Raw genomic sequence first — 23,642 nt, 5'->3', positions numbered from 1 at the left:
AAACGCGGTGAAACAGGGAAAACAGCAGCTTGACGACCCCAATTGTACGCGACGGTTAAACCATCCGCCGCGCCCGTGCCTGGCTGGGCGGGCCAAGCATGCGCCGCCAATGCACTGCGGCAAGCGCACCGCCGATCGGTTAAGCTGCCGCCAGAACGCTTCGGGGCGTGACACAAAGCTGTTCGCTGCCCCCTTCGATACTGCCCTGTCCCGACCCTGACATGACTGCCTTCCTGTTGATCTGGAGCCCCAAGAAATGGCCATGGCCCGAGTTGCCCGACGTGGCGAAGCGGGTCGCCGCGGGCGTGGCGGTGGCTGACGTGTGGGGTTGCGGATTTGCCCGCAGCATCCTGCCGGGCGACCGCGTATTCCTGCATCGTGTTGCACAGGAACCCAAGGGCATTTTCGGCTCCGGCTACATTACTCGCGCGCCGTACGAAGTCCCCGACCCGGCGACGAAGCGAGGTTACCGGTTGTGCATCGACTTCGTGTACGACTGGGTGGTCGACGCACACGAGGGCGTCGTGATTCCACGCGAGATGTTGCGTACGCATCCGTTTTCGGTGCAAACATGGGACGCGCAAAGCTCGGGCACTGTCATCAAGCCGATGGCCGAAGGCGCGTTGGAAAAACGCTGGGCTGAACTCACAGGCAAGCGTAAGCCACCGAGGCTTGACACGGCAAACGGACCCACGCGCCCCAGCATGGCCAAACCCAAAACCTCTTCACGCTGACTCCGGTACAATTTCCCCACCAACCCCCAGCGCCGCGCGGAGCGCAAAAAGCAGTGCCCGCGCCGCTGCGCAACCCAAATTCCAGCCATCGCCATGTCCAGAAACCAGACCCTCTTCGACCGCGCGCAGCGCACCATCCCCGGCGGCGTGAACTCGCCGGTCCGCGCATTCCGTTCGGTAGGCGGCACGCCGCGCTTCATCGAACGCGCGCAAGGCCCCTACTTCTGGGACGCGGACGGACAACGCTATACCGACTACATCGGCTCGTGGGGCCCGATGATCCTCGGCCACGTTCACCCGGAAGTGCTGGAAGCGGTCCAGCGCGTGTTGGCCAACGGCTTCTCCTTCGGCGCGCCGACGGAATCCGAGATCGAAATCGCCGAAGAAATCTGCAAGCTGGTACCGTCGATCGAACAGGTCCGCATGGTCTCGAGCGGCACCGAGGCGACCATGAGCGCGCTGCGTCTCGCGCGCGGCTTCACGAACCGCAGCCGCATCGTCAAATTCGAAGGCTGCTATCACGGCCACGCGGACAGCCTGCTGGTCAAGGCCGGCTCGGGCCTGCTCACGTTCGGCAATCCGACTTCGGCGGGCGTACCGGTCGATATCGCCAAGCACACCACGGTGCTCGAGTACAACAACGTCGCGGAACTCGAAGAAGCGTTCAAGGCGTTCGGCAACGAAATCGCCTCGGTGATCGTCGAGCCGGTGGCGGGCAACATGAACCTCGTGCGCGCCACGCCTGAATTTCTGCAAGCCTTGCGGCGCCTGTGCACCGAGTACGGCTCTGTACTGATTTTCGACGAAGTAATGTGCGGTTTCCGCGTCGCCCTGGGGGGCGCGCAAGAGGTCTACGGCATCACGCCGGATCTGACGTGTCTGGGCAAGGTAATCGGTGGCGGCATGCCGGCGGCAGCCTTCGGCGGTCGGCGCGACATCATGGCTCACCTCGCGCCGCTCGGCGGCGTCTACCAGGCGGGCACCTTGTCGGGCAATCCGATCGCGGTCGCCGCGGGCCTGAAGACGCTGCAACTGATCCAGGCGCCGGGCTTCTACGACACGCTCGGCGCCCGCACCACGCGTCTCGCGCAAGGTCTCGCGAACGTCGCGCGCGAAGCAAAGGTGCCGTTCGCGGCCGATTCGCTCGGCGGCATGTTCGGCCTCTACTTCACCGAGTCGGTCCCGACCAGCTTCGCCGAGGTCACGAAGAGCGACGTGCCGCGCTTCAATGCGTTCTTCCACAAGATGCTCGACGCGGGCGTGTACTTCGCGCCGTCGGCGTATGAAGCGGGCTTCGTTTCGATCGTGCACGACGACGCGATCATCGACGCCACGATCGCCGCAGCGCGCGGCGCGTTTGCCTCGCTCGCGGCCTGAGCCCGGCGAGACACAGAAACTGCCGAAACCCAAGCTCAATACTGCCTAGCCACCGCACCCGACCGGATACCGATGTTTTCGCAAACCGACTTCGTCCATATGGAGCGCGCGCTCACGCTGGCCAAGCGCGGCATGTACACGACCGACCCGAATCCGCGCGTCGGTTGCGTGCTCGTCAAGAACGGCGAGGTGATCGGCGAAGGCTTCACGCAACCGGCCGGCCAGGATCATGCAGAAGTGCGCGCGTTGAAGGACGCACGCTCGCGCGGCCATGATCTGCGCGGCGCCACGGCCTACGTGACGCTCGAGCCGTGCAGCCATTTCGGCCGCACGCCGCCGTGCGCGAATGCGCTGATCGAAGCGCAGGTCGAGCGCGTGGTCGCGGCGATGGAAGACCCCAATCCGCAAGTCTCCGGGCGTGGCCTCGCAATGCTGCGCGACGCCGGCATTGAAGTGCGTTGCGGGCTGCTCGCCAACGAAGCGCACGAACTGAACATCGGCTTCGTGTCGCGCATGACGCGCGGCCGCCCGTGGGTCCGCATGAAAGTGGCCGCCTCGCTGGACGGCCGCACCGGCTTGCCGTCGGGCGTCAGTCAATGGATTACTGGCGAAGCGGCACGCGCCGATGGTCACGCGTGGCGCGCCCGCGCGTCGGCGATCCTGACCGGCATCGGCACCGTCAGGGAAGACAATCCGCGCATGACCGTGCGCGCTGTCGACACGCCGCGCCAGCCGCAACGCGTGCTGATCGACAGCCAGCTCGACGTGCCGCCCGAGGCGCAGATTCTGGCCGGCGCACCCACGCTGATTTTCTGCGGCAATCTCGATGAGCGTCATACCGAACGCGCCAACGCGCTGCGCGATCGCGGCGCGGAGATCGTGCAACTGGCGAACGCGGCGGGCAAGGTCGACCTGCCCGCCATGCTGAAAGTGCTCGGCGAGCGTAGTGTGAACGAACTGCACGTCGAGGCGGGCTACAAGCTGAACGGCTCGCTGCTGCGCGAAGGTTGCGTTGACGAACTGCTGGTCTATCTCGCGCCGAGCCTGCTCGGCATGGATTCGATGAGCATGTTCAATCTGAACGCGCCGGAAACGCTGGAAGGCCGCCTGCAACTGAATTTCCACGCAGTCGACCGGATCGGCGACGATCTGCGGATTCTCGCCCGCTTTGTGCCTCGCTCCGTGTCACAACCGGCACCCGAAGCCGGGACCGAGCCCGCCCCCCAACCAACTTCGAATTGATCAAGGATTAGCACGATGTTTACAGGAATCGTCGCGGCGGTGGGCCGCATCGAATCAGTCAAACCCCTCGGCACGGATGGTGACGCGGGCGTGCGCCTGAACGTGGAAGCCGGCGGTCTCGATCTCGAAGACGTCCAGCTGGGCGACAGCATCACGATCCAGGGCGCCTGTATGACGGTCGTGGCAAAAACCGCGCATTCGTTCGAAGTCGACGTGTCGCGCGAAAGCCTGAACTGTACGGCGGGCTTGGGCGAGACCGGCGAGGTCAATCTCGAGAAGGCACTGCGCGCGCATGACCGGCTCGGCGGGCATATCGTCTCCGGCCACGTGGACGGCCTCGGCACGGTTACGCATTTTGCGCCGGTCGGCGAATCGCACGAACTGCGCGTGCTGGCGCCGCGCGAGATCGGCCGCTACCTGGCCTTTAAAGGTTCTATCACTGTCAACGGTGTGAGCCTGACCGTCAACTCGGTTAAAGATCGCGACGATGGCTGTGAGTTTTCGATCAACCTGATTCCGCACACGGTCGAAGTGACCGCGCTCAAGCGCCTGCGCGAAGGCACGCAAGTGAATCTGGAGATCGATCTGATTGCGCGCTACGTCGAGCGGATGCTGAACGCGCCGAAATAACCCGCAACAAAGCCCGCCGCGCATGGGCTGGCGGCGGCGCCCTGCCGCTTTCAACCGGTTCATGCGTCCATCGTTTCATCGAGCATACTGGCGCCGGGCGGCGCAACACCAGTCGGCCAATCGGCCTATACCATTCGGCGGAAGCGACGCCGGGGCGCGCGTGGCGTAAAATACGCGCTTTCCCGAAAAACTCTCCGCCAACATGACGCTCGCCTCCACTCAAGAGATCATTGCCGAACTGAAAGCAGGCCGGATGGTGATCCTCGTCGACGAAGAAGACCGCGAAAACGAGGGCGATCTCGTGATCGCCGCCGAATTCGTCACGCCGGAAGCGATCAACTTCATGGCCCGCTACGGCCGCGGCCTGATTTGTCTGACGCTCACGCAGGAACGCTGCAAGCTGCTGAACCTGCCGCTCATGACCTATCGCAACGGCACGCAATACGGCACGGCGTTCACTGTCAGTATCGAAGCGGCCGAAGGCGTGACCACCGGCATCTCGGCGGCCGACCGCGCCCGCACGATCGCCGTGGCGGTCGCGCCGGACACCAAGGCCGAACACATCGTGCAGCCGGGACACGTGTTCCCGATCATGGCGCAGCCCGGAGGCGTGCTGGTGCGCGCCGGCCACACCGAGGCCGGCTGCGACTTCACCGCACTGGCGGGTCTCACGCCGGCCGCGGTGATCTGCGAAGTCATCAAGGACGACGGCACGATGGCGCGCCTGCCGGACCTGATGGAATTCGCCAAAGAGCACGATCTGAAGATCGGCACGATCGCGGATCTGATTCACTACCGCAGCCGGACCGAATCGATCGTCGAACGTATTTGCGAGCGCACCATGCAAACCGCGCACGGCGCGTTTCGCGCGGTGATGTATCTCGATCAGCCGAGCGGCCAGCCGCATATCGCGCTGGTCCGCGGCACACCGAGCCCGGAGCACGACACCCCGGTGCGCGTGCACGAGCCACTGTCGATGCTGGATCTGCTCGAAGTCGGCAAATCGACTCACTCATGGACGCTGGATGCGGCGATGAAAGAGATCGCCCAGCGCGACCTCGGTGTGATCGTGCTCCTGAACTGCGGCGATTCGAAGGATCATCTGGTCGACGTGTTCAAAGCGTTCGACTCGAAAGAAAAAGCCGAGGCGCTCAAACGCCGGCCGGTCGACTTCAAGACGTACGGCATCGGCGCGCAGATTCTTCGCGAGCTCGGTGTCGGCAAGATGCAGGTGCTGTCGAACCCGCGCAAGCTCGGCAGCATGTCGGGCTACGGCCTCGAAGTCACCGGCTTCGTACCGATGCCGGGCAGCACCGCACAGGCTCCGCAACAAGGCTGATCCGACCATTCACGCGCTTAAGCGCCCACTCAAAACACTACGGAATTCACATGGAAATCGGACAATACCAACCGAATCTCGACGGCGACGGACTGCGTATCGGCATCGTTCAGGCGCGTTTTAACGAACCCGTCTGCAACGGCCTCGCGGATTCGTGCATCGAAGAACTCGAACGCCTCGGTGTGACCGGCGAAGACGTGCTGCTGGTCACCGTGCCGGGCGCGCTGGAAATCCCGCTGGCGCTGCAAAAGCTCGCTGAAAGCGCGCAATTCGACGCACTGATCGCGCTGGGTGCGGTGATTCGCGGCGAAACGTACCACTTCGAACTGGTGTCGAACGAAAGCGGTGCGGGCATCACGCGTATCGGCCTCGACTTCGGCATTCCGGTCGCGAACGCCGTGCTGACCACGGAAAACGACGAGCAAGCTGTCGCGCGTATGACCGAGAAGGGTCGTGACGCAGCGCGCGTGGCCGTCGAAATGGCAAACCTCGCCGTCGCGCTCGAACAACTCGGCGGTGACGACGAAGAAGAAGACGAAGAAGAGGAAGAGGCATGAAGAGCGCACGCCGACGCTCCCGCGAACTGGCCACGCAGGGGCTTTACCAGTGGCTGCTGTCGGGCTCGCCCGGCGGTGAAATCGACGCGCAGCTGCGCGGCGCGCAAGGCTTCGACAAGGCCGACCACGAGCATCTGGACGCCATCCTACACGGCGTGATCCGCGATTCGGAAGCACTCTCCGCGGATATCGCACCGTGCCTCGACCGCCCGATCGACCAGCTTTCACCGGTCGAACGCGCCGTGCTGCTGGTCGCCGCGTTCGAGTTGAAGAATCACGTCGACATTCCCTATCGCGTGGTCATCAACGAAGCGGTCGAACTCGCCAAGACGTTTGGCGGCGCGGACGGCTACAAGTACGTGAACGGCGTGCTGGACAAGCTGTCGGCGCAACTGCGCGCTGCTGAAACGCAGGCGGCTCGCAAGCATTGAGGGGGAGGCGCGTGACCTGGTCATGCGCGTGGCGCTAAACGTTGACCCGCCGGATCGCCGGCCGGTTGAATGCCTGGCGACATACCGCAGCCCCATATTGCTGGGCGCTTGCAAGGACGCCGCTGCGCGCATGAACCGATGCGCCAAGCGCCGTCCCGCTTTTGCTTCTGAACTGGATTTGATCGTATGAACTCCGTGACCGAACCCTTAGTGCGGCTTGCTGCCCGCGTCGACGCCATCCAGCCTTTCTATGTGATGGAACTGGCCAAGGAAGCCGCGCTGCTCGAGCGCGATGGGCGCGACATCATCCACATGGGAATCGGCGAACCCGATTTCACCGCACCCGAGCCGGTCATCGAAGCGGCCGCGAGCGCCCTGCGCCGCGGCGTCACGCAATACACCAATGCGCTCGGCCTGCACGCGCTGCGCGAGGCGATTTCGGCGCATTACGCCGAGGTCTACGGTGTCAGCGTCGATCCGGCGCGGATCGTCGTCACCGCCGGCGCGTCTGCCGCGCTGTTGCTGGCTTGCGCGGCGCTGGTCGATCGCGACGATGAAGTGCTGATGCCCGACCCGTGCTACCCGTGCAACCGTCATTTCGTGATCGCGGCCGAAGGCAAGCCGGTAATGGTGCCAAGCGGGCCGGCCGAACGCTTTCAGCTGACCGCCGCCGACGTCGAGCGCCTGTGGAACGAGCGCACCCGCGGCGTGCTGCTGGCGTCGCCGTCGAACCCGACCGGCACGTCGATCGAACCGGCTGAACTCGAACGCATCGTCAAGACTGTGCGGGCGCGCGGCGGCTTTACGATCGTCGACGAGATCTACCAGGGCCTGAGCTACGACGCCAAGCCTGTCTCGGCGCTCTCGTTCGGTGACGACGTCGTCACCGTCAATAGCTTCTCGAAGTACTTCAACATGACCGGCTGGCGTTTGGGCTGGCTGGTCGTGCCGCCCGGCATGGTCGGCGCGTTCGAAAAGCTCGCGCAGAACCTGTTCATCTGCGCGTCGGCGCTCGCGCAGCACGCGGCGCTGGCCTGCTTCGAACCGGAAACGATCGGAATCTACGAAGCGCGCCGCCTCGAATTCAAGCGCCGCCGCGACTTCATTGCGCCTGCGCTCGAATCGCTGGGTTTCTCGGTACCGGTGATACCTGACGGCGCGTTCTACGTCTACGCCGATTGCCGCACGGTCGCGCATCGGGCGGCCGGAGACAGCGCGGCGCTAACCAAGGCGATGCTGCACGACGCGGGCGTGGTATTGGTGCCGGGCATGGACTTCGGCACGCACGCGCCGAAGGACTACATCCGGCTATCGTACGCAACCGCCCTGCCGAAGTTGGAAGAAGCGGCCGAGCGGCTAGCGAAGCTCTTCGGGCGGCACTGAACGGACAGGTATAAGCGGCTGCTGCTTGTGAGGCCCCAAAAAGCGCCCGCCAAGACCGTCCGCCATGCCTGACACACGCCTTACGACCGCGCACGCGGCCACAAGTGACAAGTGCAAGCCCCAAAAGGAAAAAGGACACGCGAGGGTGTCCTTTTTTTGCGCCGGCCGCTCTCATGCCACGCGAACTGAGTTGCTACGCCAACCTCAGGCGCCCAACTCCGAAGCCGATGCCACATGCTTGGGAGCATTGGAACTGGCGTCGTCCTGCTCGGACACCGGCGTCTTTTCCGGCGTTGCCGCGCTCAGCGGATGACCGGCATCGAGCGTCATCTGCACGCGCTTGCCGTTAGCCGATGCGGCAGGAGCCGTAGTCGTGTTCGACGCCGTCAGAACCGGAGCCTGCGGTGCATTGATCGGCACCTTGCGGCCACGCGCCACATCGCGCAGACGGCCACGCTCGGCCATCACCTTGGCGCCGTAGCCGCCGTCGTCCGGCGAGGTCGAGCCGACATAGAGACGCAGGCCGCCGGGCAGCGAACCGCCGCGTGCGATGCAATCCTTCAGCACCAGCGCACCCACCTTGATGTTTGCAACCGGTTCGAGCGCAGCGCTCTGCCCGCCGAAATACTGGAATTTGTCCGAGTGAACCTTGGACATCACCTGCATCAGGCCCTGCGCGCCCACGCCGCTCTCGGCGTACGGGTTGAAGCCCGATTCGATTGCCATCACGGACAGCAGGAGAAGCGGGTCGAGATCGACTTCGCGGCCGGTGTCGAACGCGGCCTTCACGAGCTCGCTAACGGGTCCCTGAGCGACGCGATAACGCCGAGCCAAGTACGACGCGACCAGATCCTGCTCGCGGGTCGAGACCAGCACACGATCGTCGCGTGCGTCTGCCGAGACACGCTGCGCCGGAATCAGCCGCGCCAGCACGGAGACACTGTGCATGGTACGCGGGTCGAGGCCGTTCGGCGCCGCCACGCCCATACCGGACGTGCCGGCGCCGTCGAAGGCGCCGTCGTAGCGGGTGTTGGTGGCGGTGACGCCGTTGTTGCCGTTGTTCGCGCCGCTAGCGGCGTCGTTACTGGTCGAATTCGCGGACAGCGAGTCGTCGGAGGGCGACGCCCCAGGCGGTCCGAAAGCCGGCAGCGGGTGGCCCTGCAGCAGACGAGCGGGACCGGCTTGCACAGCGGCGGAAACGACCGGCATCAGCTTGGCGGCCAGGGTGCCGCGCCAAGCCGGCATCAGCCATAGCGCGAGTGCCAGCACGACAGCGATTCCGCCGACGATGCTGAACAGGTGATGACTCATTCGCGTCCCGCGACGCAACGCACCACGCACAACTTGCGCGATACGCTCATCGGGACGCCACGATAACCAGGCGTTCATTCAGATCTCCCATGTTGCATGATCCGCGAACTCCGCCACTTGAACAGGCGGTAACACACATTCGCAGAGTCAAGACATCGCGCGCTCTGTCTGGTTAGGGCAGCAGCGACGTCGGGAAAACGGTAAATACCGTTTGTGGGGAGCTATCTTGAAAAGATGTCCGCGGCATGCCAAAAAAACATGCAGGCGGGGGCTCCCACGCGAAAAACCAGCGTCAGTTGGCGCTGGCGAGGACTGCAGTAAGGCCGTCAGATACCGTGCAGGGGGTCGGTAAACGGTGACGCGTTGCGTCTAAAGGGACCGGGGGCAGTGGTAAAAAGGTTCACGCCCTGCAACCAATGTGGACGGATTCTATGCAGGGTTTTATAGATCGTCAACACTATAAATAAGCAAATGTATAACTAATTGTAATAATGAACAGTGTTCAGTCCGTCCAAAACCGCGCGGCGCGCGCCTTTTGAGCTATCTCAATTACTCCTCCCGAAGTAGGCGATTTGGCTAAATTACGTGCGTGTGTCAACACAGGTAAAATCGACAATCGTTTTGGCACCGCGCAGCCCTGCGGCGCCTTCCTTTTTGCCGCTTGCGCGGCTCTCTACCGCACCAGATGAAATACAAAGACCTGCGCGATTTTGTCGGCCGTCTCGAAACGATCGGTGAACTGCGCCGCATCTCGCAAAACGTCTCGCCCGTCCTGGAAATGACTGAACTGTGCGACCGCGTACTGCGCGCCGGCGGTCCGGCGATATTGTTTGAGAGCCAGCAGCAGCACGCGTTCCCCGTCCTTGGCAACCTGTTCGGCACGCCGCGCCGCGTTGCACTCGGCATGGGGATCGACGCGCAAGCGGGCGCTGGCGATGGAGCCGCGCTCGAGTCGTTGCGCGACGTCGGCCGCCTGCTCTCCGCATTGAAAGAACCGGAGCCGCCGAAGGGGCTCAAGGACGCGGGGAAACTGTTTTCACTCGCGAAGGCGGTTTGGGACATGGCGCCCAAAACGGTAAGCGCGCCGCCCTGCCAGGAGATCGTCTGGGAGGGCAACGACGTCGACCTCGGAAAGCTGCCGATTCAGACCTGCTGGCCAGGCGATGCAGGACCGCTGATCACATGGGGCCTGACTGTCACAAAAGGCCCGAATAAGAGCCGACAAAACTTAGGCATCTATCGCCAGCAACTGATCGGGCGTAACAAACTGATCATGCGATGGCTCGCGCATCGCGGCGGCGCACTCGATTTCCGCGAATTCGCGCTGCAGAATCCGGGCAAGCCGTATCCCGTGGCCGTGGTGCTGGGCGCCGATCCGGCGACCATCCTCGGTGCAGTCACGCCGGTGCCCGACACGCTCTCCGAATACCAGTTCGCCGGGCTGCTGCGCGGCGGCCGCACCGAACTCGCGAAGTGCATCACGCCGGGCGTCGACGGCTTGCAGGTGCCCGCACGCGCCGAAATCGTGCTGGAAGGCTTTATCTATCCGCAGGAAGGCGCGCCCTCGCCCGCCCCCGCAGGCGCGCCGCCCCGTCCGGCGAAGGGCGCATCGGCCGCTTACGAACACGCGCTGGAAGGCCCCTATGGCGACCACACCGGCTACTACAACGAGCAGGAGTGGTTTCCCGTCTTCACGGTCGAGCGCATCACGATGCGGCGCGACGCGATCTATCACTCCACCTACACCGGCAAACCGCCCGATGAGCCCGCCGTGCTCGGCGTCGCGCTCAACGAAGTGTTTGTGCCGCTGTTGCAGAAGCAGTTCACCGAGATCACCGATTTCTATCTGCCGCCCGAAGGATGCAGCTACCGGATGGCGATCGTGCAGATGAAGAAGAGCTACCCCGGCCACGCCAAACGCGTGATGTTCGGCGTGTGGAGCTTCCTGCGGCAATTCATGTATACGAAGTTCATCGTCGTGGTTGACGAGGACGTGAATATCCGTGACTGGAAAGAAGTGATCTGGGCGATCACCACGCGTATCGATCCTGCGCGCGACACCGTGCTGGTCGATCGCACGCCGATCGACTATCTGGATTTCGCCTCGCCGGTAGCGGGTCTCGGATCGAAGATGGGACTCGACGCCACCAACAAATGGCCCGGCGAAACCGATCGCGAATGGGGCCGCCCGATCGAGATGGACGGCGCGGTCAAACAGCGCATCGACACCTTGTGGAATGAGTTGGGGCTGTAAAAACAGGCCTCGAATCACACGATTGAATTTTTAGGATTCTGTCGGCACCGAAGCGATCCAGTCACTCGCCGGATCGCTCGCGCTCGAACAAGTCTGAATAACAAAACTGATGGAGCAGTTGCGCGGATGCATGCCTTTTCAATGATGTCGGATGGATTTTTTCTGTCGTTGTCGTTATGTCTGGATATCGGCCTCGTCAACGTCGCGATGATTTCACTGACGCTGTCGCACGGCTTCAAACCGGGCTTCTGGTTGGGCCTGGGTTCCTGTTTCGGCGATATGGTTTACGCGGCGCTCGCGCTCGCGGGAATGGCTGCGCTGCTGCAGTTCGAATCGGTGCGCTGGGTAGTGTGGATCGGCGGCGCGGCGATCCTGCTGTTTCTCACGTGGAAGATGGCGCGTGAAGCGCTGTTCCCGGCGTCGGCACCCGCAGTTGCCGGAGAAGCGGATGCCAACGCGCCGCATCATTCCCCGTGGCGCGGTTTCCTGCGCGGCGTGTTGCTGGCGATGTCGTCGCCTTCGGCGATTCTGTGGTTCGCCGCAGTCGGCGGCGCGTTGATTGCGAAAGCCGGCGCCACCAGCGTGGCGACTGCGCCGGTATTCCTCGGCGGCTTCTTCCTGGGTGGCTTGTGCTGGACGATCTTTATCTGCGGACTCGGCAGCCACGGTCGCAAACGCGCCGGCACCGGTTTGCTGCGCGCGTGCCATGTGTTGTCGGCGCTGCTTTTCGCGTACTTCTCGTATAGCGTGATCGTGAACGGATATCGCGATCTGATCGTGCAGACCGCACAGGTGGCGAGCTAGAAAAAACGGCTCGCCAGGGCGAGCCGTCTTCCCTCAATTTCAACGTGCGCGGCGCGGCATAAAGCCGTAAAGCCTATCAGGCGAGATACTGCGCCAGCTTCGCCAGATCAACGTTGCCGCCGCTGACCACCACGCCCACGCGCTTGCCCTTCACCGGCACGATGCCGTTGAGCACGGCGGCCGCTGCGAGGCAGCCCGTCGGCTCGACCACGATCTTCATACGCTGCGCAAAGAAGCGCATCGTCTCGATCAACTGCTCGTCGCTAACCGTTTCGATCTGCGCGACCAGCTTCTGAATAATCGCGAACGTGTAGTTGCCGAGATGCGTGGAGGCAGCGCCATCAGCGATCGTGCGCGGTGCGTCGATATGCACGATCTCGCCGCGTGCCAGCGATTGCTGGCCGTCGTTGCCCGCTTCGGGCTCGATGCCGATCACGGCGCACGCCGGGCTCAATGCCGCCGCCGACAATGCGCTGCCGCCGATCAGCCCACCGCCGCCGAGACAAACGAACAGCATGTCGAGCGGGCCGGTTTCTTCGATCAACTCCTTCACCGCTGTGCCCTGCCCCGCGATCACGTGCGGATGGTCGTATGGCGGAATCAGCGTCATACCACGCTCTTCGGCGAGCCGCCGGCCGATCTCTTCGCGATTCTCGGTGTAGCGGTCGTAGCTGATCACTTCGCCGCCATAACCCTTGGTCGCCGCTACTTTGGCGGCGGGCGCGTCGTGCGGCATGATGATCGTCGCGTGAATCCCGGCAAGGCGCGCCGATAGCGCGATTGCTTGCGCGTGGTTACCCGACGAGTACGTCAGCACGCCCGCTTTGCGTTGCTCCGCGTCGAAATGCGAAATCGCGTTGTAGGCGCCGCGAAACTTGAAGGCGCCCATGCGCTGAAAATTTTCGCACTTGAAGAACACCGACGCGCCCGTGCGCTCATTGAACGTGCTCGAGGTTAGAACGGGGGTACGGTGGGCGACGCCTTCAAGACGCGCGGCGGCGTCGAGTACGTCGTCGAAAGTGGGGGCGGGAAGCGCTTGCATCGGCGAAACTCTCCAAAGCGGTGGCGAAACAGCCATTCTCCCAGCTTCGTCCGTGCTTTGGTATGGCGCCGTCAATACATCCGGTACTCGTCTTGCGATTAGCGGCGATAGTAGCCGTGGCCGTAGTAGCCGCGGTAGTAGCCATGGTGATAATAAGGACGGCCATAGCCACCGTAATAGCCACCCACCACGACTGGCGCTCCGTAATAGACCGGCGGCGGCGCGTAATAGACCGGCGGCGGTGCGTAGTAGACCGGCGGCGGCGCGGCGTAAACCGGGTACGCCGGCGCGATCGGAATGCCAATACCGATACCGACGGAAACGTGCGCCTCTGCAGCAGTCGCGAACCCCACGCCGAGTGCGGCGGCAACGACAAACGGAACGATCTTTTTCACTTTTGTTCTCCTGGCGCGGCCCACTAAGGTCGCCGACTTCGCATGCTTTGCATGCTACGAAATCAATGTATCGAAAAAGCCCGCGCATAGATGTTCGCATTTGTTGCAAATTGCAATTGGCGGCGATAGGTCGGAATTTGCATCGGCGCGACGCTACCCGGACACGCGATGTAACGGACCGAGAACTAAGGGTTTGCCAGCGATCGAGCGGGTGCGAATCCACTGCTCTGCGGGTCTTGCGGCTTCAGACACTCATTCGTCAGTAATCTTTGATTACAAATTAGCTTCAATCCTGACGGCCCAAATGAAAAATGCCCGGCGCAATCGCACCGGGCATTTCTTACACGTGAGCAGACGGTATTTTCAGCCTACCTTGACATAGGCGAATTCTCTGGAGACGTTGGGCGGGACGTACGCGCCGCTGATGCGCACGCGTGGCGTCAAGCGCTTCTTCTGGTCCCACCAGCGACGGCGCTGCGAATGCGTCAAGAACCGCAAGTGCTTTCGGTAAGAAAAAATATTCATTGTTACCTCCCGGATCTGACTGCGAGACGAAAAACCCAGAACAGCGACTGCCAAACCGACTCATGAAGAAATTGTGAGCAGTTTTCGGACCTGCAGGGCGCGCGTGGCCGGATGACCGACCGGAGGCGCCATATCGCGCGCGAACTGATCAGAGGAATACCGGCACTTGGACACGCCACCGCCGAACGGATGCGCGATACTTCTGCTTTCCCGATCAAGCATCCGTCTGGAGCAGGCAACCATGTCCCAGCCCACTCTGCCGCGCCTCGGTTTCATCGGTGCGGGCCGGCTCGCGCGCTGTCTCGCGCTAAGCTTTTCACGCGCCGGCTATCCCGTCACGGCGGTGGCGAGCCGCACGGCAGCCTCGGCCAGCCGGCTCGCCAGTCAAATCGAGTATTGCGCGGCATTCAACGATCCACAACAGGTCGTCGACGCCGCCGACATCGTCTTTTTAGCCGTTCCCGATGACAGCATCGGTACGACAGCGCACACACTGCGGTTCGCGGCGGATGCGGCAGGCGGCCCACACGGCAAAGCGCTCGTGCATTGCAGCGGCGCCTCGCCGGTCGAATTGCTGGTCCCGGCGCGCGACCAGGGCGCCTCGATCGGCGGCTTTCACCCACTGTACCTCTTTAGCGGCGATCTCGCAGACATCGACCGGATCGCCGGCTGCTCGGTGACGATCGAGGCCGACGGCGCGCTCAAGGACGCATTGACGGCACTGGCGGTCGCCCTGCGCTGCCATCCGCTGTCGATTCCAGCCGGCGGCCGCATGCTATACCACGCCGCCGCGCATTACGCCGCCAGCTTCGCGCTGTGCAGCCTCGCTGAATGCGTCGCACTATGGCGTACGCTGGGCTTTGCCGAAGACGATGCGCTGCGCGCGCTGCTGCCGATGCTCTCCGGCACCATCGAAACCGCCCGCGACAAGGGCCTGCCCAACGCGCTCGCCGGCCCCGTATCGCGTGGCGATACGGGCGTCGTGGAGAAGCAGTTGGCGTTGCTGGAAGGCCTTGGTGGCGACCATGCCGCGCTGTACGGTTTGCTGTCGCGGCGCGCGGTCGGACTGGCCGAACGACGCGCCAAACCGCCCGCCGCGATCGAGGCGATTGCCGAGGTGGTGGAAGAATCGCTCAACCGGTCGCTGAATCAGGCCGCAGCAGGTGCAAGCGTCAAGTAAGGCGTGATAATGTGACGTCCGGCGCCGCGCGCAATCCGCCAGCGCCGCGCTTCGGGACCAACAGACGAGAACGCACAATGATCAAGGTCAGCATCCTTTATCCGTACCGGGAAAACGGCCACTTCGACGTGGACTACTACTGCGTCACACACATGCCGCTCGCGGCCAAGCTGTTCGGGCCGTCGCTGAAGGGCTGGTCGGTCGACGTCGGCATCAACGCCGGTCCGCCGGGAACGCCGCCGCCGTATGTCGCCGCAGGTCACTTCCTGTTCGATAGCGCGGACGACTTCTACAAGGTCTTCAAGCCGGCCTCGGAGCAGTTGGTTGCCGACATCCCGAATTACACCGACGGTGGCAACGGCACGATTCTGATCAGCGAAATCAAGGTTTCTGTGTGATACCCCGCCGGGTGTGGCTTGGCGGCATGCAGTTTGCCGATTAGCCTGACTCGGCCATCTGGAAATTGATCCACCGCGTCCCCACTTTGACGCGTAACGCGCCCTCCCGCGGGAACGGCGCAGGCAATCCAAATGAAACCGCCGGCGGACCGATCGGTCAACGCCGGCACCCCGCGGCCGATCGACGGCCGCCATCCGAAGGATAAGGACACGAGATGTTTGGCGATATCGCCCGTTTTCTGCTCAATACCGTCTTTACGCTGTTCGGCGCCGCGTTGCTGTTGCGCGCATGGCTGCAGGTCGTGCGCATGCCGCCGTACAACCCCGTTACGAACGCCGTGCTGCAAGTCACCAACTGGATCGTGCTGCCCTTGCGGCACATCCTGCACAGCACCCGCAGCATCGACTGGGCGAGCCTGGTCGCAGCGCTGCTTGCGTCAATCGTTTATGTGGTGCTGATGGTGGTGCTCACGGGCGCCGACCCGCTTACGCTTGTCCCGACGCTGCTGATCGTCGCCGTGCTGACGGTCATCAAGTGGGCGCTGAATCTGATCATCTGGATGACGATCCTGATGGCGCTGCTGTCGTGGCTCAATCCGCGCTCGCCGGCCATGCCGATCCTGTACCAGTTGACCGCGCCGTTCCTGAATCCGCTGCGCCGCGTGGTGCCGCAACTCGGCGGCATCGACCTCTCGCCGATTCTGCTGTTCGTGATCGTGCAGGTGCTGCTGATGGTGGTGACGCGTGCGGCCGTTCAGTTGACCTACTTCGTGATCTGAACGGCGCTCCGTACACCTTGCTGGCAAGGGCGGTGGCGGCGCGATTTGCGCTAACCGCCCCTTCCCGAGTAGAATTGTGCGCTCTGCGGGCGTCGTATAATGGTAATACCCTAGCTTCCCAAGCTAGAGCCGTGGGTTCGATTCCCATCGCCCGCTCCAGATTCTTTTTCAGCCAGCCTGGCGATTGACCAGGTGGCTTCGCGGAAGGATCTGAATCTGCCGCACATTGCTGCATTTCCCACCCGCTACGTACTCCTCGCCTGTCATTCAGGAAGTCGCACAATCGCGCGATGAGCCCACCCGGTGTTCAACACGCCATTGCGCTTATTCCCTCTAGTTCTTCGCAGCCTTCTCGACCACCTTGACCAGCTTGAAACCGTCTTTATCCAACGCGTAGTAGTACGTCCCGCCACCCTCTTCATTCCTGCTGCCGTGAACCACCACGAGGCGGCTGTCGCGCCGGAATTCGATCGGCTCCTTCACATCCACGTCCCAGCAGCAGACTGTAAAAGGCAGCCACGTAACGCGCCCGGTCTTCGCGTCGATCGCCACAGTGGACACGCAGGACGCCCCGCAGTCCCAGTTCGCCAGCACATAGTGCCCAGCGAAATTCGGCTTCTGCCGGCTGGCTTCGCGGATACGCGTCGCATATTCCTTGTCGTCCGCGGACACGAGTCGCACTTTCGCCGCTTTGCCCGCAAATGTGTCGCTCACCGCGAAATCTTCAAAGCGCGGCGCGCCGGCATCAGCGGCTTGCGCGACGCCCATCCAGCACATGGCAGAAACGAAGCTCATCAATAGAAACTTTTTCAATTCTCAACACCAGTGGTTTGCTTCCCATACCAGGCACGCGGATGCAGCGGTGTGATACCGCCCGAGAATATAGCGAATCCCGCCCTGACATTCTTCAACTGCATTCCCGAAAGATTTTTCGCCATTTGGATTCAATTCATATTGGGGCCGCAGCAACTGATAAAGCCCACGTGCGGACGACTTGCCATTGCGCACGTTCACCACGCCGCTCGACTCCTGCGCCATAAGCCACAGTAGATCGTTGAATTGCGTAAGCGGAACGCCTTCAATGCCCATTGCTTTGCGGAGTGCATTCTGGGAGGTAGTCGGAACCGTGGTGGGATCGATAGCGACCCAACCCATTTTGGCGGGTTTTGCCTGACGATGATTGTGTGCGTGTTTGCCCATAATGGATTTTCGTTTTGATAATCGTTGCAACGGGATGGCTTACAACGCGATTAAATCATACGAATGGCGAGCGCGGTTATGAAAACGTAATCTTGATGCCGATCTTAGGACCCCTTCCAGCCGGCCACCGTCTGGACGCACCCTTTTCGGGTGTGCTACCTTACGCGCACTTGCAACACCCGCTCCACCTTCCTGCTGAGCCGTCAGCAGAATCCAGCACGAGCCGCCTCCCACGAAGGCGGCTTTTTTGTAGTGGCAGCGGCCTGGCATAGCGATTCGAGCGAACCGCGCCCGCGAACTGCGGCCCGTGCCGCGCAAGCGCAAAAGGCGCCTCGCAACACGCCATGCAAGCCGCCAAGCCCTCACCCTTGTAGCAGCATCGACAATGATCCACGATCCAAACGACGCCGGCCTGCCGGACGAACTTCCGCCGCTTTCCACCGAAGCTGAAGACCAACCGGCCCATGCCGAGTCCGACGCTCCACAAGAAGAAGCCTTGCATCGACGCCGCATCCGCAGCTTTGTCACGCGTGCGGGTCGCGTGTCGACCGGCCAGCGCCGCGCGATGGACGAACTCGGCCCGCGTTTCGTCGTGCCCTTCACACCGCAGCAACCCGACTGGAATAGCGTGTTCGGCCGTGCGGCGCCGCGTGTGCTGGAAATCGGCTTCGGAATGGGCGCGACCACCGCGGAGATCGCCTCGCACCGTCCCGACGACGACTTCCTCGGCGTCGAAGTGCACGAGCCCGGCGTCGGCGCACTGCTGAAGCTGATGGGCGAGCAGGCGCTGTCGAACATCCGCATCATTCAACACGACGCGGTCGAAGTGCTCGAGCAGATGATCGCGCCGGACAGCCTCGACGGCGTTCATATCTTCTTTCCGGACCCTTGGCACAAGGCGCGCCACCATAAGCGCCGGCTGATCCAGCCGAAGTTCGTCGCGTTGCTGGTTTCGCGCCTGAAGCCGGGCGCGTATCTGCATTGCGCGACCGACTGGCAAAACTACGCCGAGCAGATGCTCGAAGTACTGGGCGCCGATCCCGCTCTGGAAAATACCGCCGACGGCTACGCGCCGCGCCCCGAATATCGTCCGGTGACGAAGTTCGAACGCCGTGGGCTACGGCTCGGACATGGTGTGTGGGATCTGGTGTTCAGGAAGCGCGGCGCGGCGTAAAACCGGACGCCATCCCTCGCCCGCCAGAAGAAAAAAGGTCCGCAAACGCGGACCTTTTTTCATCACTCGAAAGACAGCGGAGACTCAGTCCGTCCAGCTCAATGCGCCGCTATAGCCGACCAGCAGAATCAACAATCCGAAACCAATCCGGTACCACGCGAACACGGTGAAATCGTGCGCGGAGATATAGCGCAGCAGCCAGCGCACGCAGGCAAAGGCGCTGACGAAGGCCGCCACGAAGCCGAGCGCGAAACTGCCAAGCGCGTCGGCGGACAGTAAATGCCAGTCTTTATAGAGTTCGTAGGCCGTCGCGCCGAAGATGATCGGAATCGCGAGGAAGAAAGAAAACTCCGTAGCGACGCGCCGTTCGAGGCCAAACAGCATCCCGCCGATGATCGTCGAACCCGAACGCGACATGCCCGGGATCAGCGCGAAACATTGAGCAAGGCCGACTTTCAACGCATCCAGCGGGCTCAAATCGTCGACGCTCTGAACGCGCGCCGCCGCGTCGCCTCGCGCGCGCTGTCGCGCTTCCGCCCACAGGATCACCACCCCGCCCGCCACCAGAGCGAACGCGACCGGCACCGGTGAAAACAGCGCCGCCTTGATGGCCTTCTCGAACAGCAAGCCGAGTACGACCGCCGGAATCGTCGCGATGATCACGTTCAGCGTAAAGCGTCTCGCGTCGGGCCGGCTGGGCAAGCCGGCCACCACGCTGGCGATGCGGCGGCGAAACTCCCAGCACACAGCCAGAATCGCGCCGAGCTGGATTACGACATCGAAGGTTTTCGCGTGGTCATCCGTGAAATTGAGCAGACTGCCTGCAACGATCAAATGACCGGTGCTCGACACCGGCAAAAATTCCGTCAACCCTTCGACGACGCCCAGAATCAGCGCCTTGCAAGCCAGTAGCCAGTCCATCCGTGACCCTCGTCGCTGTAGATAGTCGAAACGAACAGGGTCAGCACGGTGCGCGCGCGGCCCTGCCGGCCGCGCGCAGCGTCATTTCTCGACGATTTGCACGCGTATGCCGTTTGTAAGGATGGTGATTGTACCGGGTTCGTAATTCACCCCGGCAAATTGCAACTGTTCGGGCTTGAACGTGTAGATCGGATAGTTGGTCAGCAACTGCGTGGCGAGCACGGCCGCCGCGGCGTTGATCTGCTGCGTGTAAGCCTGTGCCTGCCCGCTCACGCTGACGTTGTCGACGTTCGGCGACTTCAGCACGACCGACTTGCTGGCGGCGTCGTAGGCCAGCTCGCTCGACAGCGTGAAAACACCGTCGACTGGTTGCGGCATGAATGGGCTCACGAGCCGCGCGTCGAGCTTCACCGAGACGCGGTTCGCGTCCGGCAGGAAGCCGACCACCGGATTGGTCAGCGAGACATCGAACACCTGCGAAACCGTGCGTTGATACGGGAATTTGCGCTGCACCGCGTCCTGCACCTGCTGTTGCGAGAACGTGTAATGCGAGGGGATGAACGGAAAGATCGGCGTTGCGCAGGCCGACAGCGACACGGTGATGCCAAGCGCGGTGCAGCCTGTCAGCGCTGCAAGCAGGAAGCGGCGCCGGGTCGGCGCAGCGGGTCGAGTCATGCGAAATCTCCTGTGGAAGCCTTCTCGAGCATGCGGTTACGTTGGGTTGTGCCTGTCTGAGCGGACGGCATGGCGGAATCGTTCAAGCGGCTATCGGCGCACCGCCGGTTGCGGTTGAGTCTGCGTTTCCAGTTGGGTGAGCCACGCGAGCGCTTCGCTGCGGCTTGCGCCGCACATGTCCGTCTGCGGTTGCAGACCGGAACAACACGCCGGCCGCTCCGGCTGACCGAAGATCGCGCAGCGCAAGTCGTCGCCGAGCTGCACGCAGCGCACGCCCGCCGGCTTGCCGTTCGGCATGCCCGGGATTGGGCTCGAAATCGACGGTGCGATACAGCACGCGCCGCAATCGGGGCGGCACGCATGACCGGCCACATTGAACGGGGACTCGCGCTTCAGAACGCTGTTCGGCACATCACTCACGACATTTTTCCTGAACTCGAAAAGAAGCAACACAACAGGCAACGCAACGCCAGACCCGCATTGTGCCATCGCATCCCGTGCGACCTTTTTACACAATCCGGCAGAGGGTCGCTCACGTAAACTTGATGGATACGAAAGGCCACGCTCAAGAGGCGTTTGCGCTGTTCGATCCGGTCGCGAGTACCCGCCGGTTCGTGCCTCTTCAAGGGTGGCTGTCAAACCCGAGCGCCCCATGACCACCGCCAACACGCTATTCCGCCCCGACCTGCTCGCCAAATACAACGCGAACGGTCCTCGGTATACGTCCTATCCGACCGCCTTGCAGTTCCGCGACGCATTCGATCCCGCCGACTATTTGCGCGCCGCCGCCGATCCAGGCGCTTGCTCCACTGGCCTCTCCCTGTACTTCCACATCCCCTTTTGCGACACCGTGTGCTTCTACTGCGGTTGCAACAAGGTCGCCACGAAAAACCGCGCGCACGCGCGTCCTTACGTCGAGCACCTGAAGCGCGAAATGGCCTTGCAGGCGGCGTGTTTCGACACGCGGCGCCCCGTGTCGCAATTGCATTGGGGCGGTGGCACCCCCACGTTCCTGTCACACGATGAAATGGCGGAACTGATGGCAGCGGCACGCGAGCACTTCACGTTGCTGCCCGATACCGAAGGCGAATATTCCATCGAAGTCGATCCGCGCGAAGCGTCACCCGGGACCATTGCGCATTTGCGCACGCTGGGCTTCAACCGGCTCAGTCTCGGCGTGCAGGATTTCGATCCGGTGGTGCAGCAGGCGATCAATCGCATTCAGCCGCTCGAGATGACCGCGTCGGTGATGCAAGCCGCGCGTGACACAGGGTTCCACTCGATCGGCGTCGACCTGATTTATGGGCTGCCGCATCAAACAGTCGACAGTTTCAGCCGCACGCTCGACACGATGATCGAGCTCGCGCCCGACCGCCTTTCGGTGTTCGCGTATGCGCACATGCCGCAGCTCTTCAAGATGCAACGGCAGATGGATGAGGCCACGCTGCCCTCGCCTGCCATGCGCCTCACGATCCTGCAACGGGTGGTCGAGCGGCTCACGGGCGCGGGCTATGTCTACATCGGCATGGACCATTTCGCGCTGCCCACCGACGAACTCGCGCGCGCGCAAGCGCAACGTACATTGCATCGGAATTTCCAGGGGTACAGCACGCGCGCGGAATGCGATCTGATCGGCTTCGGCGCGTCGTCGATCGGCAAGGTCGGCGACGTGTACGCGCAGAACGTCAAGGACCTGGCCGGCTATGCCGCGGCAATCGAGACGGGCAAGCTCGCAATCACACGCGGCGTGCGTCTCACGGCGGACGACCGTCTGCGTCGCGATGTGATCACGCAATTGATGTGCAATCTGGAGCTGCGCTTCGATGAATTCGAAGCCGCGTACGGCATCCGCTTCGCCGACACGTTCGAACCGGAACTGGAGCGCTTGCGCGGCTTCGAGCAGGACGGACTCGTGTCGGTGAGCGGCAGCAAGCTCGAAGTGCAGATGGCCGGACGCATGCTCGTGCGTAACATCGCGATGGTGTTCGACCGGTATCTCAGCGAGCAGACGCTCGAACGGTTTTCACGCACGGTTTGACGGGTGAGCACGCGAAGAAGGCAACCGGCTTGCCCGCCGTCGAATTTTCCGCCATAATCTGCGTCTTCGCCGCGCGCCAGAATCTGACGCGTGCGCTGCAAGACCTGCCCAGGTGGTGAAATTGGTAGACGCAGGGGACTCAAAATCCCCCGCCGCAAGGCGTGCCGGTTCGATTCCGGCCCTGGGCACCAAGAAATGTTCCGTATAGTTCCAGAAAATTCCAGAAACCCGCTACAGTCCTAGGCTTCGCGGGTTTTTTCATTCCACTGCATTCCGGGTTAATCCGCTGGAAACCGGGGGTATGCGGGGGTATCTTTAGGGGTAAGCGCCGCGAATTGCGGTACCCCACACCGAGATACCCCCATGCCTCTTACCGACGCCGCGATCAGGAACATCAAGCCCGGAGAGAAGCCGCAGAAGTTTTTTGACGGTGGCGGCTTGTTCCTGCTTGTCACGCCCGCTGGACAGCGCTACTGGCGGCTTAAGTACCGCGCCGCCGGGAAGGAAAAATTGCTAGCTCTTGGGGTGTACCCCGACGTGTCGCTACAAGCGGCGCGCAAGAAGCGCGACGAGGCCCGCGCAAAGTTGGCGGCAGGTATCGATCCCGGCGAAGCGAAGAAGGCGGACAAGCGCGCCGTCAGGATCGCCGCGACCAACTCATTCGAGGCAGTCGCGCTCGCCTGGATGGACGAGCGCCGGTCCTATGTGGAAGCCGCACAGCACGAAAAGACGCTGGCGCGCTTCAAGATTGACGCTTTCCCTTGGCTTGGCAAGCGGCCGATCGCCGAAATTGACGCACCCGAGATTCTGGCCGCGCTGAAGCGCGTAGACAGTCGGGGCGCGAGATTCACGGCGCATCGCCTGCGCAGCGAAATCAGCCGAGTGTTCCGGTATGGAATCAAGGAGGGGTATTGCAAAGCCGACCCGGCCCGAGACTTGTCGGAAGCGATCCCGCCAGCGCAGACTAAGCATTTCGCCTCGATCACGGAACCGGCCAAGGTCGGCGAGATGCTGCGCGCATTCGACGGGTTCACCGGCACCTTTCCCGTTCTCTGTGCGCTCAAACTCGCAGCGATGCTGTTCGTTCGACCCGGCGAGCTAAGGCAAGCCGAATGGGCACAGTTCGACCTCGACAAGGCCGAATGGCGCTACCTCGTCACGAAAACCAAGACCGAACATCTAGTGCCACTCGCGACACAGGCAGTCGCCATCCTTCGGGAGTTGCATGCCCTGACTGGCAAAGCCCGTTACGT

The 23,642-nt window shown here is 62.7% G+C and carries 24 protein-coding genes and 2 tRNA genes; 18 read left to right on the top strand and 8 right to left on the bottom strand.

The annotated features are described in order from the left end of the window. The first annotated feature begins 221 nt into the window (after positions 1-221). The 8 genes from GNZ13_RS19625 (at position 222) to GNZ13_RS19590 (ending at position 7,693) form a co-directional block, all read left to right on the top strand. Entirely contained in the window at positions 222-734 is a 513-nt protein-coding gene (locus GNZ13_RS19625) for a hypothetical protein (RefSeq protein ID WP_172167311.1), read from the top strand. A 93-nt stretch (positions 735-827) separates the two neighbouring features. Beyond that, positions 828-2,111, top strand: a complete 1,284-nt coding sequence (gene hemL / locus GNZ13_RS19620) for a glutamate-1-semialdehyde 2,1-aminomutase (protein ID WP_172167309.1) — start codon at positions 828-830, stop codon at positions 2,109-2,111. Positions 2,112-2,183: 72 nt separating this feature from the next. Next, the gene (gene ribD, locus GNZ13_RS19615; RefSeq protein WP_172167307.1) at positions 2,184-3,353 is read left to right on the top strand and encodes a bifunctional diaminohydroxyphosphoribosylaminopyrimidine deaminase/5-amino-6-(5-phosphoribosylamino)uracil reductase RibD; all 1,170 of its coding nucleotides are present in this window, start codon (positions 2,184-2,186) and stop codon (positions 3,351-3,353) included. A 15-nt stretch (positions 3,354-3,368) separates the two neighbouring features. After that, the gene (locus GNZ13_RS19610; RefSeq protein WP_172167305.1) at positions 3,369-3,983 is read left to right on the top strand and encodes a riboflavin synthase; all 615 of its coding nucleotides are present in this window, start codon (positions 3,369-3,371) and stop codon (positions 3,981-3,983) included. A gap of 202 nt (positions 3,984-4,185) precedes the next feature. Next, complete coding sequence (gene ribBA, locus GNZ13_RS19605; RefSeq protein ID WP_172167303.1) at positions 4,186-5,322, top strand: bifunctional 3,4-dihydroxy-2-butanone-4-phosphate synthase/GTP cyclohydrolase II; 1,137 nt, start codon at positions 4,186-4,188, stop codon at positions 5,320-5,322. Positions 5,323-5,372: 50 nt separating this feature from the next. Continuing rightward, on the top strand, positions 5,373-5,879 hold the full coding sequence (gene ribH, locus GNZ13_RS19600; protein ID WP_006050161.1) for a 6,7-dimethyl-8-ribityllumazine synthase: 507 nt from the start codon (positions 5,373-5,375) through the stop codon (positions 5,877-5,879). After that, positions 5,876-6,310 carry a transcription antitermination factor NusB gene (gene nusB, locus GNZ13_RS19595; RefSeq protein ID WP_054037337.1) on the top strand — a complete coding sequence of 145 codons (435 nt, stop codon included), beginning with the start codon at positions 5,876-5,878 and terminating at the stop codon, positions 6,308-6,310. The genes ribH and nusB overlap by 4 nt, the downstream gene beginning before the upstream one ends. A gap of 186 nt (positions 6,311-6,496) precedes the next feature. After that, a complete protein-coding gene (locus GNZ13_RS19590) occupies positions 6,497-7,693 on the top strand; it encodes a pyridoxal phosphate-dependent aminotransferase (protein ID WP_172167302.1) in 1,197 nt (398 codons plus the stop codon). Positions 7,694-7,897: 204 nt separating this feature from the next. Here GNZ13_RS19590 and GNZ13_RS19585 read toward each other — a convergent pair whose 3' ends face one another. Then, a complete protein-coding gene (locus tag GNZ13_RS19585) occupies positions 7,898-9,082 on the bottom strand; it encodes a lytic transglycosylase domain-containing protein (protein WP_172167300.1) in 1,185 nt (394 codons plus the stop codon). Between the two features lie 607 nt (positions 9,083-9,689). On the opposite strand from GNZ13_RS19585, the gene GNZ13_RS19580 reads away from it, so the two are divergent. Then, positions 9,690-11,258 (top strand): UbiD family decarboxylase, encoded by a 1,569-nt coding sequence (locus GNZ13_RS19580; protein WP_172167298.1) that lies wholly within the window; start codon positions 9,690-9,692, stop codon positions 11,256-11,258. A 126-nt stretch (positions 11,259-11,384) separates the two neighbouring features. After that, positions 11,385-12,062, top strand: a complete 678-nt coding sequence (locus GNZ13_RS19575) for a LysE family translocator (RefSeq protein ID WP_172167297.1) — start codon at positions 11,385-11,387, stop codon at positions 12,060-12,062. A gap of 76 nt (positions 12,063-12,138) precedes the next feature. Here the strand turns inward: GNZ13_RS19575 and GNZ13_RS19570 are convergent, their stop codons facing one another. After that, positions 12,139-13,104 carry a threo-3-hydroxy-L-aspartate ammonia-lyase gene (locus GNZ13_RS19570; RefSeq protein WP_172167295.1) on the bottom strand — a complete coding sequence of 322 codons (966 nt, stop codon included), beginning with the start codon at positions 13,102-13,104 and terminating at the stop codon, positions 12,139-12,141. A 98-nt stretch (positions 13,105-13,202) separates the two neighbouring features. Then, positions 13,203-13,499, bottom strand: coding sequence for a hypothetical protein (locus GNZ13_RS19565; RefSeq protein ID WP_172167293.1), 297 nt, complete (start codon positions 13,497-13,499; stop codon positions 13,203-13,205). A 766-nt stretch (positions 13,500-14,265) separates the two neighbouring features. On the opposite strand from GNZ13_RS19565, the gene GNZ13_RS19560 reads away from it, so the two are divergent. From GNZ13_RS19560 to GNZ13_RS19545, 4 genes are all read left to right on the top strand, one after another. Further along, entirely contained in the window at positions 14,266-15,204 is a 939-nt protein-coding gene (locus GNZ13_RS19560; protein ID WP_172167292.1) for a Rossmann-like and DUF2520 domain-containing protein, read from the top strand. Between the two features lie 77 nt (positions 15,205-15,281). Further along, the gene (locus tag GNZ13_RS19555) at positions 15,282-15,602 is read left to right on the top strand and encodes an EthD family reductase (protein WP_172167290.1); all 321 of its coding nucleotides are present in this window, start codon (positions 15,282-15,284) and stop codon (positions 15,600-15,602) included. A gap of 215 nt (positions 15,603-15,817) precedes the next feature. After that, on the top strand, positions 15,818-16,381 hold the full coding sequence (locus GNZ13_RS19550) for a YggT family protein (protein ID WP_172167288.1): 564 nt from the start codon (positions 15,818-15,820) through the stop codon (positions 16,379-16,381). A gap of 85 nt (positions 16,382-16,466) precedes the next feature. Beyond that, positions 16,467-16,540, top strand: a tRNA-Gly gene (locus tag GNZ13_RS19545). Positions 16,541-16,714: 174 nt separating this feature from the next. Here GNZ13_RS19545 and GNZ13_RS19540 read toward each other — a convergent pair. Then, positions 16,715-17,194, bottom strand: coding sequence for a hypothetical protein (locus GNZ13_RS19540; protein ID WP_172167287.1), 480 nt, complete (start codon positions 17,192-17,194; stop codon positions 16,715-16,717). Between the two features lie 3 nt (positions 17,195-17,197). Then, positions 17,198-17,581 (bottom strand): aggregation-promoting factor C-terminal-like domain-containing protein, encoded by a 384-nt coding sequence (locus GNZ13_RS19535; protein ID WP_172167285.1) that lies wholly within the window; start codon positions 17,579-17,581, stop codon positions 17,198-17,200. A gap of 385 nt (positions 17,582-17,966) precedes the next feature. Between GNZ13_RS19535 and trmB the strand changes: the two genes are divergently transcribed. Continuing rightward, entirely contained in the window at positions 17,967-18,755 is a 789-nt protein-coding gene (trmB, locus tag GNZ13_RS19530; protein WP_172167284.1) for a tRNA (guanosine(46)-N7)-methyltransferase TrmB, read from the top strand. An 84-nt stretch (positions 18,756-18,839) separates the two neighbouring features. Here the strand turns inward: trmB and GNZ13_RS19525 are convergent, their stop codons facing one another. The 3 genes from GNZ13_RS19525 to GNZ13_RS19515 all read right to left on the bottom strand — a co-directional run bounded on the left by GNZ13_RS19525 (position 18,840) and on the right by GNZ13_RS19515 (position 20,771). After that, positions 18,840-19,676 carry an undecaprenyl-diphosphate phosphatase gene (locus GNZ13_RS19525; RefSeq protein ID WP_172167282.1) on the bottom strand — a complete coding sequence of 279 codons (837 nt, stop codon included), beginning with the start codon at positions 19,674-19,676 and terminating at the stop codon, positions 18,840-18,842. An 81-nt stretch (positions 19,677-19,757) separates the two neighbouring features. Beyond that, positions 19,758-20,351 (bottom strand): DUF1439 domain-containing protein, encoded by a 594-nt coding sequence (locus GNZ13_RS19520; RefSeq protein WP_172167281.1) that lies wholly within the window; start codon positions 20,349-20,351, stop codon positions 19,758-19,760. A 90-nt stretch (positions 20,352-20,441) separates the two neighbouring features. Further along, entirely contained in the window at positions 20,442-20,771 is a 330-nt protein-coding gene (locus GNZ13_RS19515; protein WP_172167279.1) for a YkgJ family cysteine cluster protein, read from the bottom strand. A 232-nt stretch (positions 20,772-21,003) separates the two neighbouring features. On the opposite strand from GNZ13_RS19515, the gene hemN reads away from it, so the two are divergent. The 3 genes from hemN to GNZ13_RS19500 form a co-directional block, all read left to right on the top strand. Next, the gene (gene hemN, locus GNZ13_RS19510; RefSeq protein ID WP_172167277.1) at positions 21,004-22,389 is read left to right on the top strand and encodes an oxygen-independent coproporphyrinogen III oxidase; all 1,386 of its coding nucleotides are present in this window, start codon (positions 21,004-21,006) and stop codon (positions 22,387-22,389) included. A 106-nt stretch (positions 22,390-22,495) separates the two neighbouring features. Continuing rightward, positions 22,496-22,580: transfer RNA gene (locus tag GNZ13_RS19505), tRNA-Leu, on the top strand. Positions 22,581-22,752: 172 nt separating this feature from the next. Further along, on the top strand, positions 22,753-23,642 hold an 890-nt coding region (locus tag GNZ13_RS19500; protein WP_172167276.1), incomplete at its 3' end, for a tyrosine-type recombinase/integrase.

It is taken from the genome of Paraburkholderia elongata, from assembly GCF_013177735.1.
In the GTDB taxonomy this organism is placed as follows: Bacteria; Pseudomonadota; Gammaproteobacteria; order Burkholderiales; family Burkholderiaceae; genus Paraburkholderia; species Paraburkholderia elongata.
This window is presented reverse-complemented; position numbering and strand designations above follow the sequence as displayed.

Bases quoted from the DNA above. Each gene is read 5' to 3' on its own strand.
- GNZ13_RS19520 (WP_172167281.1), bottom strand. From the start codon at position 20,351: ATGACTCGACCCGCTGCGCCGACCCGGCGCCGCTTCCTGCTTGCAGCG.
- GNZ13_RS19625 (WP_172167311.1), top strand. From the start codon at position 222: ATGACTGCCTTCCTGTTGATCTGGAGCCCCAAGAAATGGCCATGGCCC.
- hemL (WP_172167309.1), top strand. From the start codon at position 828: ATGTCCAGAAACCAGACCCTCTTCGACCGCGCGCAGCGCACCATCCCC.
- GNZ13_RS19575 (WP_172167297.1), top strand. From the start codon at position 11,385: ATGCATGCCTTTTCAATGATGTCGGATGGATTTTTTCTGTCGTTGTCG.
- GNZ13_RS19570 (WP_172167295.1), bottom strand. From the start codon at position 13,104: ATGCAAGCGCTTCCCGCCCCCACTTTCGACGACGTACTCGACGCCGCC.
- hemN (WP_172167277.1), top strand. From the start codon at position 21,004: ATGACCACCGCCAACACGCTATTCCGCCCCGACCTGCTCGCCAAATAC.
- nusB (WP_054037337.1), top strand. From the start codon at position 5,876: ATGAAGAGCGCACGCCGACGCTCCCGCGAACTGGCCACGCAGGGGCTT.
- GNZ13_RS19610 (WP_172167305.1), top strand. From the start codon at position 3,369: ATGTTTACAGGAATCGTCGCGGCGGTGGGCCGCATCGAATCAGTCAAA.
- GNZ13_RS19580 (WP_172167298.1), top strand. From the start codon at position 9,690: ATGAAATACAAAGACCTGCGCGATTTTGTCGGCCGTCTCGAAACGATC.
- GNZ13_RS19555 (WP_172167290.1), top strand. From the start codon at position 15,282: ATGATCAAGGTCAGCATCCTTTATCCGTACCGGGAAAACGGCCACTTC.
- trmB (WP_172167284.1), top strand. From the start codon at position 17,967: ATGATCCACGATCCAAACGACGCCGGCCTGCCGGACGAACTTCCGCCG.
- GNZ13_RS19590 (WP_172167302.1), top strand. From the start codon at position 6,497: ATGAACTCCGTGACCGAACCCTTAGTGCGGCTTGCTGCCCGCGTCGAC.
- GNZ13_RS19550 (WP_172167288.1), top strand. From the start codon at position 15,818: ATGTTTGGCGATATCGCCCGTTTTCTGCTCAATACCGTCTTTACGCTG.
- GNZ13_RS19535 (WP_172167285.1), bottom strand. From the start codon at position 17,581: ATGGGCAAACACGCACACAATCATCGTCAGGCAAAACCCGCCAAAATG.
- GNZ13_RS19585 (WP_172167300.1), bottom strand. From the start codon at position 9,082: ATGAACGCCTGGTTATCGTGGCGTCCCGATGAGCGTATCGCGCAAGTT.
- GNZ13_RS19560 (WP_172167292.1), top strand. From the start codon at position 14,266: ATGTCCCAGCCCACTCTGCCGCGCCTCGGTTTCATCGGTGCGGGCCGG.
- ribBA (WP_172167303.1), top strand. From the start codon at position 4,186: ATGACGCTCGCCTCCACTCAAGAGATCATTGCCGAACTGAAAGCAGGC.
- ribH (WP_006050161.1), top strand. From the start codon at position 5,373: ATGGAAATCGGACAATACCAACCGAATCTCGACGGCGACGGACTGCGT.
- ribD (WP_172167307.1), top strand. From the start codon at position 2,184: ATGTTTTCGCAAACCGACTTCGTCCATATGGAGCGCGCGCTCACGCTG.
- GNZ13_RS19525 (WP_172167282.1), bottom strand. From the start codon at position 19,676: ATGGACTGGCTACTGGCTTGCAAGGCGCTGATTCTGGGCGTCGTCGAA.